Annotated in this window: 11 protein-coding genes; 9 read left to right on the top strand and 2 right to left on the bottom strand. The window is 44.1% G+C overall.

The window, feature by feature from the left end; genetic code table 11:
- Nucleotides 1-3 precede the first annotated feature (3 nt).
- The 3 genes from CXM95_RS14570 to CXM95_RS14560 are packed head-to-tail and all read left to right on the top strand — an operon-like array spanning nt 4 to nt 4,634.
- Nucleotides 4-903 carry an ROK family protein gene (locus tag CXM95_RS14570; protein WP_101699317.1) on the top strand — a complete coding sequence of 300 codons (900 nt, stop codon included), beginning with the start codon at nt 4-6 and terminating at the stop codon, nt 901-903.
- Complete coding sequence (gene yicI / locus CXM95_RS14565; protein WP_016612766.1) at nt 900-3,170, top strand: alpha-xylosidase; 2,271 nt, start codon at nt 900-902, stop codon at nt 3,168-3,170. The genes CXM95_RS14570 and yicI overlap by 4 nt, the downstream gene beginning before the upstream one ends.
- A complete protein-coding gene (locus CXM95_RS14560) occupies nt 3,171-4,634 on the top strand; it encodes a glycoside hydrolase family 43 protein (protein ID WP_101699316.1) in 1,464 nt (487 codons plus the stop codon).
- A 58-nt stretch (nt 4,635-4,692) separates the two neighbouring features.
- Here CXM95_RS14560 and CXM95_RS14555 read toward each other — a convergent pair whose 3' ends face one another.
- A complete protein-coding gene (locus tag CXM95_RS14555) occupies nt 4,693-6,489 on the bottom strand; it encodes a sensor histidine kinase (protein ID WP_086298007.1) in 1,797 nt (598 codons plus the stop codon).
- Complete coding sequence (locus tag CXM95_RS14550; RefSeq protein ID WP_086298004.1) at nt 6,486-7,091, bottom strand: YesL family protein; 606 nt, start codon at nt 7,089-7,091, stop codon at nt 6,486-6,488. The genes CXM95_RS14555 and CXM95_RS14550 overlap by 4 nt, the downstream gene beginning before the upstream one ends.
- Nucleotides 7,092-7,325: 234 nt before the next feature.
- Here CXM95_RS14550 and CXM95_RS14545 point away from each other — a divergent pair, with 234 nt between their 5' ends.
- The 6 genes from CXM95_RS14545 to CXM95_RS14520 all read left to right on the top strand — a co-directional run bounded on the left by CXM95_RS14545 (nt 7,326) and on the right by CXM95_RS14520 (nt 14,063).
- Nucleotides 7,326-8,267, top strand: a complete 942-nt coding sequence (locus tag CXM95_RS14545; RefSeq protein ID WP_005228459.1) for an ABC transporter permease — start codon at nt 7,326-7,328, stop codon at nt 8,265-8,267.
- A 15-nt stretch (nt 8,268-8,282) separates the two neighbouring features.
- Entirely contained in the window at nt 8,283-9,215 is a 933-nt protein-coding gene (locus CXM95_RS14540; protein ID WP_005234069.1) for a carbohydrate ABC transporter permease, read from the top strand.
- 21 nt (nt 9,216-9,236) lie between these two features.
- The gene (locus tag CXM95_RS14535) at nt 9,237-10,985 is read left to right on the top strand and encodes an ABC transporter substrate-binding protein (RefSeq protein ID WP_077452014.1); all 1,749 of its coding nucleotides are present in this window, start codon (nt 9,237-9,239) and stop codon (nt 10,983-10,985) included.
- A 138-nt stretch (nt 10,986-11,123) separates the two neighbouring features.
- Complete coding sequence (locus tag CXM95_RS14530; protein ID WP_086298001.1) at nt 11,124-11,780, top strand: SGNH/GDSL hydrolase family protein; 657 nt, start codon at nt 11,124-11,126, stop codon at nt 11,778-11,780.
- Complete coding sequence (locus tag CXM95_RS14525) at nt 11,777-13,243, top strand: alpha-L-fucosidase (protein ID WP_016621638.1); 1,467 nt, start codon at nt 11,777-11,779, stop codon at nt 13,241-13,243. The genes CXM95_RS14530 and CXM95_RS14525 overlap by 4 nt, the downstream gene beginning before the upstream one ends.
- A gap of 10 nt (nt 13,244-13,253) precedes the next feature.
- Nucleotides 13,254-14,063 carry an alpha/beta hydrolase gene (locus CXM95_RS14520; protein ID WP_016621637.1) on the top strand — a complete coding sequence of 270 codons (810 nt, stop codon included), beginning with the start codon at nt 13,254-13,256 and terminating at the stop codon, nt 14,061-14,063.
- Nucleotides 14,064-14,133: the final 70 nt, after the last annotated feature.

Here is a 14,133-nt window from a genome sequence, read left to right as displayed (position 1 = left end):
GAAATGACAGATGTACGCCTGTGCTTTGATGTAGGCGGGACCTATATCAAATTCGGGGTTTTTACCGAGAAGAATCAATGGCTGGACCGAGGCAAAATCAAAACCCCGAGTAATACGCGGGATGAATTTTTTGCTGCCTTAGCTGCCAAAATACAAGAAGTCGAGCAAGCGCATGTTATCGAAGGGATCGGGCTGAGTTTTCCTGGTTTCATTGATTCAGTCAATGGCCGAGCGATCATGGCGGGGGCGTTGGCTCCTTTACACGGCTGTGCTGTCGTACAAGAGCTACAGCAGCGTTTAACCAAGTCTTATCCGATCTGGATCGAAAATGATGCGAAATGTGCTGCTTTAGCAGAACTCTCGACCGGCAATGCTACTGACGTACAAGATTTTGTCATGATCACATTAGGCACCGGTATTGGTGGCGCGCTCGTTCATCAGCGCCAGTTGATTCGCGGAAATGGGTTTCGGGCAGGAGAATTCGGAATGATGATCACTGATTTTCAAGCATCTTCTTTTGCGACCCTCCATGACCTAGCTTCAACGAGAGGACTGATTGATGCCTATCGACGGGCAAAAGCGATTCCTGAATCAGAGGAGATTTTAGGCGAAACCATCATGCAGCAGCGATCGAGTGATCCTGAAACGCAGGAGATTCTGAAACAGTGGGCACGTTATGTCGCACTTGCGATTTACAACCTAGCTGTCACGATGAATCCCGAAAAAATACTGATCGGCGGCGGCATCAGCCAAAACCCTGATTTATTAGCTATAATCAAACAAGCAATCAATGAGAACCCCCATTGGCCGGATTTCCAAGTGCCGATAGAGACTTGTCGTTACTATAATGATTCTGGTCTGTTAGGGGCGTTGACATTGATCCAACAAGGAGGAAAAAAATGAAATTTTCAGATGGCGGTTGGTTATTTCGTGAAGGATTTGATGTGAAATTTGCGGTGCATGTCTACGATGCCCGTAAAGAAGAAAACAAATTGGTCTTATATCTGCCTTATAGCTATGTCGGGCATAAAGGGGCAACACTGGATGGCGGATTGTTAACGATGGAAGTTACTACCCCTAGAACCAATATCATTGGGATCACCCTCTACAATTATAAAGGGGTCCAAGCCAAAGCCCCCAACTTTGAATTGATGACAGAAGAGATCACTCCTGATATTTCAGAAGATGAGCAATCGTATGTTTTTCGCTCGGGAGACTTGCAAGTCGTGATCAGCAAAGAGGAAAATGTGACAGCTTCGTTTTATTACAAAGAACAGCTGATTACCCAAAGCAAACCTCGCAGCAAAGCCTTAGTGATTGATCCGCAAGCAAATACCCATATCAGCGAACAGTTGACCCTGGATGTGGGAGAAACGATTTATGGTTTAGGGGAACGCTTTACAAATTTCGTGAAGAACGGCCAAAGTGTTGATATCTGGAATGCCGACGGGGGCACTGGTACGGAGCAAGCTTACAAAAATATTCCGTTTTATGTAAGTAATAAAGGGTATGGCGTCTTTGTCAATTCACCCGACCGGGTGCAATTTGAAGTGGGGAGTGAAAAAGTTTCTCGTGTTCAATTCAGCAATCCAGGACAAACGCTGCAGTACTTTGTGATCGCCGGTGATGAGTTAAAACAAGTGATCCAGCGCTACACTGATTTGACGGGGAAACCGTCGCTGCCACCTGCGTGGTCCTTTGGGTTGTGGCTAAGTACCTCGTTCTTGACGGATTATGATGAACAAACCGTAACATCTTTTGTAGACGGTATGGCAGAACGTGAGATTCCCCTTGAGGTCTTTCATTTTGACTGCTTATGGATGAAGGAATACGAGTGGTGCAACTTCACGTGGGACGAACGAACTTTCCCAGAACCGGAAAAAATGCTGCAGCGCTTGAAAGCCAAAGGATTGAAAATCTGTGTCTGGATCAATCCGTACATTGGGCAAAAATCACCCTTGTTTGACGAAGGGATGGCCAATGGCTACTTTTTGAAACGCGCCAATGGAGATGTCTGGCAATGGGACAAATGGCAAGCAGGTTTGGCGATCGTCGACTTCACCAACCCTGAAGCGGTCGCTTGGTACAATAGCAAGCTGCGTGCCTTATTAGACATGGGTGTGGATTGCTTCAAAACGGATTTTGGTGAACGGATTCCCACCGATGCGGTGTACTATGACGGCTCTGATCCAGAAAAAATGCACAATTATTACGCCTACCTATACAATAAAGTCGTCTTTGACTTGCTGAAAGAAGTCAAGGGAGCAGAAGAAGCCATCGTTTTTGCGCGGGCAGCTTCGGTTGGTTCGCAACGCTTGCCTGTACACTGGGGTGGCGACAGTACCTCAGATTATCCATCAATGGCAGAGTCACTGCGGGCAGGTCTGTCCTTTGGGTTAGGCGGCTTTGGATATTGGAGCCACGATATCTCAGGGTTTGAAGCTGGCTCAACCCCAGACCTTTACAAGCGCTGGACACAATTTGGTCTGCTGTCTTCCCATAGCCGTTACCATGGCAGCTGGGAATACAAAGTGCCTTGGGTTTATGACGACGAAGCCGTGGCGGTAGCCAAAGCCTTTACCAAGTTAAAATTGTCCTTGATGCCTTACTTGCAAGCTCAATCGGTGCTAACCGCCCAAACGGGGATTCCGATGATGCGGGCGATGGTCTTAGAGTTTCCTGAAGACGAGATGACCCATCATTTGGATCGCCAATACATGCTGGGGGAACACCTTTTAGTTGCGCCCATTTTTAATGATCAAGGAACGGTCTCCTTTTACGTACCGAAAACGAAGGGGCATTGGATCGACTATTTATCTGGCAAAGCTTACGAGGGCGGACGTTGGTACCAAGAAACCTATGATTATTTCCACTTGCCACTGTTAGTCCGACCAAATCAACTGATTATCGAAGGCCATGAACAAACCAAAGCAGTCTATGACTATGCCGAACATCCAACGATCCATCTCTTTGATCCGCAAGACAAGACCGCTGCGGCTATCTATGATCACCACGGTGAGTGGATTGGCGAGGTGGCTGTTGAAAGAGTCGATCAAGAACTGATCGTCAAGCTGACAGGGATCCAGCAAGCATCCTTGCAGATTCACACGACTGCTGGAAAAACGAGCCATAAGCTGACGGCTGACCAAACCACGATAAAGGAGTTCTAGATGCCGATGCGAACCATCACGAATCCAATTTTACCTGGATTTCATCCAGATCCCAGTATTTGCCGTGTCGGTGAAGACTTTTATCTGGTGACGAGTACTTTTGAATATTTTCCTGGATTACCAATTTATCACAGTAAAAACTTGGCAGACTGGCAGCTGATTGGTCATGGACTTTCGCGACCTGAGCAGCTGCAGTTATCGACGGAAAATCCCAATGCTTTTGGTCTGTATGCCCCAACCTTGCGTTTTATCAAGGACCGCTTTTACCTCGTTTGTACCAACGTTGGGGCAAACGAAGGAAGAGAAGGCAACTTTCTGATCTGGACAGATGACATCGCCGGTGAATGGTCTGCCCCGATTTGGCTGGACACTCCTGGGATCGACCCGACGATTTTCGCAGATGACGATGGACAGACCTATTACTTAGGCACCCATAAGGAGATCTATCTGCGGACGATCGATTTGGTTTCTGGAGAACTAGGCCCGCGCCAAAACATTTGGACGGGCAGCGGAGCGGCTGATCCAGAAGGCCCCCACTTGTATAAAAAAGACGGCTATTACTACCTGTTGATCTCCGAAGGCGGAACGTCCTATGGGCATATGCTGACCATGGCCCGCAGCCGTTCCTTGACGGGACCCTACGAAGCATGCCCCAACAATCCAGTGATGACCAATCGCAGTACGAATTTGCCACTGCAAGCCGCAGGGCATGCGGATCTCGTGCAAGATACTAAAGGCAACTGGTGGGCAGTCTGTCTAGCAGTACGCCCCATCAGCTATCCTTTGAGGCATTTGTTAGGGCGGGAAACATGTTTGCTGTCAGTAGACTGGTCAAACTCATGGCCGGTGTTTGGCGAAAAAGGTCATTTGCCAGAAACCATTCAGGTAGACACAGCGGCAGCATCAAAGGAAACACGAAAGGAGAGCAGCAAGCCTGATTACGTGACTTTATTCGAATGGGACCCAACATTGATTGAAGAAGAGCCACATGGCTTCTTGCTGCATCCTAATCAGACGGGTCTGTCTGATCAAGGCAAACTCGCGGCTGTGTTCCAACGACAAACCGCCTTTGAGCAACAATTTCAGGCAACCTTTGATTGTCGGCAACTAACGGATGGACAAGTGGGATTGACGGTTTTCTTAAATGCCACCCATCACTATGAGGGATACCTGGAAAAAACAGCAACCAGTCAGCAGCTGGTTTTCCGCCGACAAATCGGTTCCTTATGGAAAGTGGAAAAGAAACTGTCTTATGCAGCGGATACGGTCACCTTTCGGCTGAGCGCCGATAATGAAACCTATCGTTTTTCTGTTCTTGATGAACAAGGACAAGCACAGCCTTTAGGCAGTGGAGAAACAAAATATCTGACCACTGAGGTCGGTGGTGTCTTTACTGGAATCATGGTGGGCTGTTACGCCAGTGCTTCTTCACCACAACAAACCGTTCGTGTGCGGGATTTCTAATCAATCAAAAGCCCCCCTTCGATTTCTGTTTCAGAAATCGAAGGGGGGCTTTACTGTTTTAGCGAGGAGAAAATGAATCTTGGCTTAGATCGTGGATCCGCAAGGTGACTTGTGTGCCGCTGCCCAACACACTCTCGATCGTTAAGCCGTATTCAGGTCCATAAAACATTTTGACCCGATGATTGACATTGGCTAGCCCAATGTTCTTTTTGGCATGGGTGGAGGGCGTCTTGATTTTTTGCTGCAAGTGTTCGAGTTTTTCTGGCGGTATCCCGCTGCCGTTGTCTTGTACCACGATCACCAGATCATGGCCGTCTTTGGTGATCGTCAAACGGACAAATCCTGGATAGGTGATGCCTTCCAAGCCATGGGAGATGGCGTTTTCCACCAATGGTTGAATCAGGAGGGGCAATATTTGGACCTCTTTTTGGTCGATCTCATTGGAGACTGAATAGGAAAAGTTGACTCGATCGCCAAAGCGCATCCGCTGGATCTTGACATATACGTGAACGGCATCTAAGGACTCTTCTAAACTCGTTCGCTTGGTTCCGTGGGCTTCTAGCGTATAGCGCATCGATTTTGCCAGTAATTTGATGGCATAAACGACGTCAGAATTGCCGGAAGTCAGCGCCATCATACGAATCGTTTCTAATGTATTGAACAAGAAGTGGGGATTGATCTGCCCCGCTAAGATATTAAATTCCATTTGCTGCTGCTGAGTCAACAGCTCTTGCTGTGCCAAACGTGAACGGTAGATCTCTTCTTCTTTTTTCTTGATTCGTTGAATGATCTTGTGGAAATCAAGAGAGATCTGTGAAATCTCGTCTTCGCCGCTAATATTTTGAAAGAAATCATAATCCTCGATCGAGGCAAAGTAGACCGCCTGCTGCAGTTGAGAAATTCGTTTGGTAAAGAATCGAGCAAAGAGAAAGACGATGATGAAAGTAGTGATCAAAATCACCAAAACGATCGTGCTCCACCGGATCAGATTGGCGCGTAGATTGCGATAGGCATTGGTATCCGCACTATAAATCGTGATGATGTCTTCTTTGTTACTCATGGGTAAGGTGCTTTTGGTCAGCATCACCTTGGTACCATCATTTTTTAAAAAGGCAGCACTCGTTTGCGGCTCAGAAAGAGCTGTCAGCTGTCCCGGTTCCCCAACTTGATTGATTTTGTCGCTATAAAAGATGACATCATCATTTAACTGTAATTCCAATTCATAGGATGAATTACGAAGTCGGTTACTGAGATAATTGTAATCGACTTGGATCTCCAAAACGGCAGTTTCTTTTGATAAAGGCAAAGGCAACGTTTTATAAAGACTCAAACGATTTGCTTTGTAATCCTCTGGCATCGTCATCAAAAAAGCATCGGGTTGCTTGAGAGCTCTTTGGTACCAGGCGGTCGCTTGAATCGTGTCATCTGCCTGTTGAAAATATTTATAGTTCGGAATGGTTTGATTCGTCGTATAGATGGTTAATTTCGCAATCGAGGTTTGAAGATTTCTGATCTCATCTAGCTGATCATAGCTATTGATGTCCACGATCGCTTCTTGGTCGTCAAGGTAATTGGCAGTTAAAAGCTGACGTAGATGAGTATCGTTTGATAAGGAACTCGCCGTGTTGGTCAGCGTGTTTGTTGTATCAAAAAGAACAGATTTGACACGCTGAGCATTTAACTCAGCCAAGTGTTGGTAATTGCCTGTCAGCTGTTTGGTTGAATCGTAGACCAATAAGAGACCAATAGTCACTGTGGATAAAAAAACAACAGGTAGATAAAGAATGAACAATTGTCGCCGAATGGAAAACTGACTCAGACGACGAAAAAGTGAGAGATGACTGATTCTTTTCATGCTTGTTGATTACGAAAGATAGAAAGCAACAGGAACGAGCTACAATAAATAACAAAAGAAAAACCAAAAATCAACAAGAGGAATTTAAACAACGGAAATAAAACAACAAAACAAAACGCAGCGATAGGAATAAGCGCGAGGGCTAACGAACGGATAGGGTCCGCGATCGGTAACAGAAACGCGTTTTTTAATGTTTGCCTAAAGCTGTTTTCATAATGTCCAATTAACGCGAGGCAATAGACTAACACAATAAACAGATAAATAGCTGTAACTATTAGAACGAAGGCAAAAATACTGGCAAGAATGGTTTTTGAGGAAAACCAAAACAAGCTACTATACAGTAGTGCTACCATAGGCAACCCAAGAAGGAGAAAACTACCGGTTGCTTTCATGAAGTTTGCTCGTAGCGCTCGGACATAGCCCATGATCAATTCACCACGCTCTTCATCCGCATAACGAATCGTCACTTCATAAAGGGCAGCTGTCGCAGCTCCAATCGTAATAATTGGCAAACAGCTAACGATATATAGTAAATTTAACAATGTGAATTGTGAAAAAACGGTGGTTATTTTGTACAGTTGACCATCAGGATTGTACTTCATTTTTATCCCTCCAAAATTGATATATTCCTATAGTACTCGCAAAAAACAAATATTGAAAGCCTTACCATTTAGGTGTCTTTTATCTGAAACCTTGATATATCAGCATTCTTTATAAATAAAAGAAAAATAAAGTCTAAAATGTACGGATTGACCTCTATTTTTAACAGGTGGCAAATAAGATTTCAGGTGCTAGTATTAAAAATGTAAAAGCGGTTACAAAAAAGGGGGAGGAAAATGGAAAGTAAATTAAGCAGTGTCCCAAGAAAAAATAAGCGGGTGACACGAGAAGGGAAGATTTTGTTTTTATGTATCGTTCCCTTCCTGATTCTCGTGTTTTTGTTCTCTTATTTTCCTTTGCACGGATGGATTTATTCACTTTATGATTACAAACCAGCATTAGGTTTAGCGCGCAGCGAGTTTGTAGGCTTCAAATGGTTTCGACTTCTTGTCTCTAGTCCAACACAAGTGGATCAGATCGTACAAGTAATGAAAAACACCTTTGCCATGAGTTTTTTAGGGATCGCTACTTCGATCCTACCAGTAGGCTTCGCCATTTTACTGAACGAAATCAAGTGCAAATGGTTTAAAAACTTGGTCCAAACGCTGACCACGCTGCCAAATTTTATCAGTTGGGTTTTGGTGTATACGATCGCCTTTAGCTTGTTTTCTTCAACAGGGCTGGTAAACACGTTGCTGCAAGAATGGGGCTTCGTTACCGATCCAGTCAAATTTTTGGATAGCGGCAATCATACATGGCTGATGATGTGTCTTTGGAATATTTGGAAAGGCTTGGGCTGGGGTGCCATCATGTATCTGGCAGGCATTTCAGGAATTGACCCCGAATTGTATGAATCGGCACGAATCGATGGGGCGAATCGTTTCCATCTGATGCGTCATATCACACTACCTGCCTTGATGCCGACGTTCCTTGTGATGCTGATGCTGTCTATCGCCAACTTGCTGAACAACGGGATGGATCAGTACTTTGTTTTCCAAAATGCATTCAATCGAAATACGATCCAAGTCCTCGATTTGTATGTCTACAATTTGGGGATGGGCGGAAATAGTCTATCTCTGGCTACCGCGATCAGTATGCTAAAAAGTGTCATTTCTGTTGCCTTGTTGGCCATCGTCAATATTGCTTCGAAAAAAATTCGGGGGACTTCCATTATTTAGGAGAGGAGGATATCTATGGAACTATCGATTAGTGAAAAGAAAAAGGCGAAAAAAGTACCCAAACGTGAAAACCTGACGTTTAGTATCCTCAATTATACCTTTTTCTTTCTGATTACGTTGATTTGCGCGTATCCTTTTTATTACTTGATTATTAATTCAATCAGTAATAATGAGTTGAGTGCGTTAGGACAAATTCGCTTTTTTCCACAAGAGATCCATTTTGAAAACTACAGTCAAGTGTTACAACTAAAAGGGTTGCCATTAGCCGCAACCGTTTCGGTGGCTAGAACGGTGATCGGAACAGCAGCAACCGTCTTAGCTTCAGCCTTCTTAGGCTTTATGTTTACCCAAGAAAAAATGTGGAAACGAAAATTTTGGTATCGCTTTGTCGTGATTACAATGTATTTCAATGCAGGGCTGATTCCATTATTCATCACCATGAAGACATTAGGTTTAACGAATAATTTTTGGGTCTATATTTTGCCGGCTGTCGTTCAGCCTTTTAACATCATCTTAGTGAAAACCTATATTGAGTCAATCCCCAAATCGTTGCAAGAAGCAGCTGAAATGGATGGAGCTGGCATCATTCAAGTATTCTTTCGGGTAATTTTACCCAACTGTACGCCGATTTTAGCAACAGTTGCGATCTTCTCGGCAGTTGGTCAATGGAATTCTTTCCAAGATACACTGATTTACATTACGGATCAAAGTCTCTACTCCTTGCAATACCTTCTTTATACGTATATCAATCAAGCCAATTCGTTGGCACAAATGGTCAAAAATACATCGGGATCACTTTCCAGCATCGCTTCAGCAGCGACAACGCAGACGCCGACTTCGATTCGCATGACCGTTTCAGTCATTGTTGTTTTACCAATCATGTTCATTTATCCGCTATTCCAGAAATATTTTGTCAAAGGAATTATGTTGGGTGCGGTGAAAGGTTAATAAAAAGAAAGAGGGAAGAAAATGAAAAAAATGTCGAAATATGTAACAACAGGTTTGTTAGGCATGACATTGCTAGGTAGTTTAGCCGGCTGTGGAGGAGCGGCTGAATCTGACACAGACGCTGCTTCTAGCGAAAGTGGTTACGATGAGACGATCACGATCGATGTCTATAATGGGTTAGCCAACTATATGGGGATGCAAGAAGGTTGGTTTGCCAAAATCGTGCGAGATAAATTCAATATGGAATTGAACATCATCGCACCAAACGTTGCTGGAAACGGAGACACTCTTTATCAAACGAGGACGGCAGCAGGTGATTTGGGCGATTTGATCATTGTTGATAATGGCCAACAATACAACGAATTGGTTGAAGCTGGCTTGTTGACCGATGCGAGCGAGTATTATGAAACTATGGAAAATGTTCAGCGCTTTGATGCGGCTGTTCAAAATCTAAACAAAGATGCCGATGGTCTATATGGCTTTCCAACTTCCGTTTCTACATTAAAAGCCACCGATCCTTCAGAAGGATTAGATCCTACATTTGGTGCTTATGTGCGGTGGGATCTTTATGGGGAGCAAGGATATCCAGAAATCGGTACATTGGAAGACCTACTTCCTGTGATTCAAAAAATGCAAGAAGACAATCCAACAACAGATTCTGGGAAAAAAGTTTATGGGTTTTCTCTATTCAGCGATTGGGACGGCAACATGATGAATGCAGGCAAACAGCTGGTCACCTATTATGGGTACGATGAATCAGGATTTGTCTTGGCAAAAGCGGATGGTTCTGATTATCAAAGCATTCTCGATAGTGATTCTGAATATATTCGCGCACTTAAGTTTTATTTCCAAGCCAATCAAATGGGCTTAGTGGATCCAGAATCAACGACGCAAAATTACGATACACTTTTTGCCAAATTCCAAGAAGGACAAGTCTTATTCTCATGGTGGCCTTGGTTAGGTCAAGCGGCCTTTAATACGACCACGAACTTGACTGAAGGAAAAGGCTTTATGTTGGCACCGATTCAAGACCAAAAAATCTTCTCTTATGGTGCGGAAGTTTACGGTGGCAAACAATTTATCGGGATCGGTTCAAATGCCGAAGACCCAGAGCGAATCGCAGCCTTTATTGACTGGCTCTACTCTTCAGAAGGCGTGTTAGCAAATTCTTCTCAAACAAGCGGTAGTAGTGGCCCTGAAGGCTTAACTTGGGAAATGAAAGATGGCGAGCCTGTCTTAACTGAGTTCGGAAAACAAGCGTTGCTAGATGGCGATGGGGATGTGCCAGAAGAATATGGTGGCGGAAGTTACAAAGATGGTGTATCCGCACTAAACGTCAATACGGTATTACCGATCGATATTAATCCTGATACCGGCTTCCCATATGCTTACACAATGTGGGAAAGCTATCAAAATGAAACAACCGATCCTGTAAAAGAAGATTGGTCAAAAAATATGGGTGGTGCAGAATCGACCATTGGCTATTTAGAGGAGAACGACCAATTGTTAGTTGCCCCTGGTGCCAGCTATGTAGCGCCAGAAGATAGTTCAGAGATCTCTACGTTGCGGAATCAAGCCAAAGCGACGATCATCGAGTACTCTTGGCGAATGGTTTTTGCCAAAGATGAAGCAGAATTTGACCAATTGCTAAAAGAAATGCAAGAAACAGCAGACGGCTTAGGCTATCAAACAGTGCTAGAATTTGACATGAATAATGCGAAAGATCAAAACGAAAAACGGGTAGAAGTAGCAAAAGAATTTGGGGACTAATCAAAAACAAAGAATCATAAAAATGGTTGGTCAATGGTTCCTTGACAAAAGTGAGTAAACAGCGTTTGGTTAAGCAATCACTTAAGAAGATTGATCCAGCACCAGCGGATCAGTCTTCTTTCTTTAAGGAGGAAAACAATGATAGTGGATAAAAAAGATCGTCTGCTTTTTATGGGGGATTCGATCACAGATAGTAATCGAAATTATCAAGCGATACCTGCGGGATGGTCGTCATGGGGGGACGGCTATGTTCATCTGATCAACGCCTATACCACAGCATTACTCCCACAAATGGAATTAATGATCGTTAACCGAGGCATCAGTGGAGATACAGTCGTCGATTTGAAGAAGCGTTGGAATGATGATGTATTAGCATTTCAACCAGATTGGGTAACGATCATGATCGGTGTAAATGATGTGTGGCGGCATTTTGATGGCACATTTACTCAAACGGAATTGGTGGGGATTGAAAGATTTGAATCAGAGTTGCGTGATTTGATCGCTCAGACATTACCGAGTGTCAAGGGAATGATTCTCTTGACCCCATTTATGGTTGAAGCCAACAAAGAAGATCCACTAAGAAAAATGCTTACCAACTACCAACACGTGCTTGCTAAAGTAGCGCAAGAGTATGGTATCCTTTTAGGAGATACGCAGGAAAAGTTTGATGATTTTTTGCTTTATCAGTCATCCTATGTCTTAAGCAGTGATCGTGTGCATCCGTCGACTGCAGGACATGTGTTGATTGCAAAAACATGGCTGGAAACAGTCGGTATTTTGGAGGAAAAACCATGATCACAGTAGAAACGATCCGCCAAGTCGCGCACCAAGGTCCCTTTTTCCCAAATTGGCAGTCATTGGGTGCTTTTGTTCTACCAGAATGGTTCCCCAAAGCAAAATTCGGGGTCTTCATTCATTGGGGATTGTATAGTGTTCCTGCATTTAATAACGAGTGGTACTCCAGAAATATGTACATCAAAGACCATCCGGAATACGATCACCATATCAACACCTACGGTCCACAAAAAAACTTTGGCTACAAAGACTTTATTCCCATGTTTACTGCAGAAAAATTCGATGCAAATGAGTGGATTCGACTGATCAAACAAGCCGGTGCCAATTATCTTTTTCCCGTTGCAGAACATCACGATGGGTTTCAGATGTACAAAAGCGAGCTGTCTGAATGGAATGCGGCAGTTATGGGACCGAAAAAAGATATTCTTGCGGAATTAAAAGAAGCAGCTGAGGAACAAGGCCTGCATTTTTGTACATCATCTCATCGTGCCGAACATTGGTTTTTTATGGGACACGGTAAGGAATTCGACAGCGACATCAAGGAACCGTTAGAAAAAGGCGACTTTTATTGGCCTGCTATGCCAGAACCTGATAATCAAGATTTGTATAGCGAGCCATATCCATCAAAAGAGTTTTTAGATGATTGGCTACTGCGAACCTGTGAACTCGTCGATAACTATCAACCAGAGCTGCTCTATTTTGATTGGTGGATCCAACACGAAGCCTTCAAGGAGCACCTGCAACTTTTCGCTGCTTACTATTACAATCGTGGGTCTGAATGGGGCAAACAAGTTGGTATCTGTTACAAACATGATGCCATGATGTTTGGCAGTGGTATTGTGGAGATCGAACGGGGAAAATTTGCCGAACCACAACCTTTTTACTGGCAAACAGATACAGCGATCGCTCGTAATTCATGGTGTTATACCACAACGTTGGATTACAAAACAACACGTGAGATTTTACAGGATTTGATCGAAGTCGTCAGTAAAAATGGCAATCTTCTTTTGAATATCGGGCCGAAAGGGGATGGTTCGATCCCAGAAAAAGATCAAACGATCTTAAAAGAAATCGGTGCGTGGCTGGATGTAAACGGTGAAGCCATTTATGAAGCGAAACCATGGCGCAAAGCCGGTGAAGGACCCACGACCGTTGTCTCAGGACAATTTCAAGAGGCACAGGCGACGACATACACGAGCCAGGATTTCCGCTTTACGGTTCAGGGGGATTCGTTGTATGCTATTGGCATGGCAAGTCCTGAGAATGGACACGCAAGGATCCAAGCACTGACCCAGTCTAAAGATCAAAATTTGCCAGAATTTCACGGCATCATCCAAACCGTGACGATTCTAGGATACGAAGAACATTCTGTTGATTGGCAAGTGACCGATGAAGGCTTGCAACTAACTTTTGAACCAATTGAAACCGACCAACCAATTGTCTATAAAATTACAATGAAATGAGGCGCAATCCGTGATACATGAAAAAATAACCGCACTTTTACCAGAAAGCCAAGCCAGTTTAACTACCTATGTCGTCGAAAATTCTCCTGAAATGGAACCAGATCGTGTCCGACCGGCGGTCATCATCTGTCCTGGCGGCGGCTATGAAATGTTGTCGGATCGTGAAGCGGAACCCATCGCCATCAAAATGATGAGCTTTGGTTTCCAAGCCTTTGTGTTGCATTATAGTATCAAACCGGCTGTCTATCCGTTAGCCTTAAAGGAATTGGCGGCTGCCGTTCGTCTTGTGCGCACCAATCATGAGGTCTGGCACGTCGATCCTGAAAGAATCATTGTTGCCGGTTTTTCAGCTGGTGGTCACTTAGCTGCTAATCTGGGTGTGTCTTGGCAGCAACCTTTTCTAGCAGAGGCTTTACAAGGAGCCAATGAAGAATGGCGACCTAACGGGTTACTGTTGAGTTATCCGGTCTTATCTAGTGGTGAACTTGGACACCAAGATTCCTTCCGTTCATTATTAGCAGATCGCTATGAAACAGAAAAAGCCGCCTTGTCTTTAGAGACTTTAGTCAATGAACAGACACCGCCGACGTTTCTTTGGCATACGTTAGAAGATGGATTAGTCTTGGCGGAAAACAGCCTCCTTTTTGCCGAACAGCTGCGCAAATTTAATATACCTTATGAGCTGCACATTTTCCCTCGCGGTGGTCATGGACTAAGTTTAGGAACACCGGAAACCGCCAACGGCAATCAACACGGGATCGAAGCATCGGTTGTCCGTTGGCCAGAATTGTTTGCTGATTGGGTGAAGTGGAACATCTAAGAGGAATGCAAAAAACAGTATAATCTTTAATCAATCATCTTTGTCGAATTCTCAAATCCGTTTTTTCAGC

The organism is Enterococcus sp. CR-Ec1, assembly GCF_002850555.1.
In the GTDB taxonomy this organism is placed as follows: Bacteria; Bacillota; Bacilli; order Lactobacillales; family Enterococcaceae; genus Enterococcus_D; species Enterococcus_D entomosocium.
The sequence above is the reverse complement of the archived record's forward strand: the minus strand, read 5'-3'. Positions and strand labels throughout refer to the sequence as shown.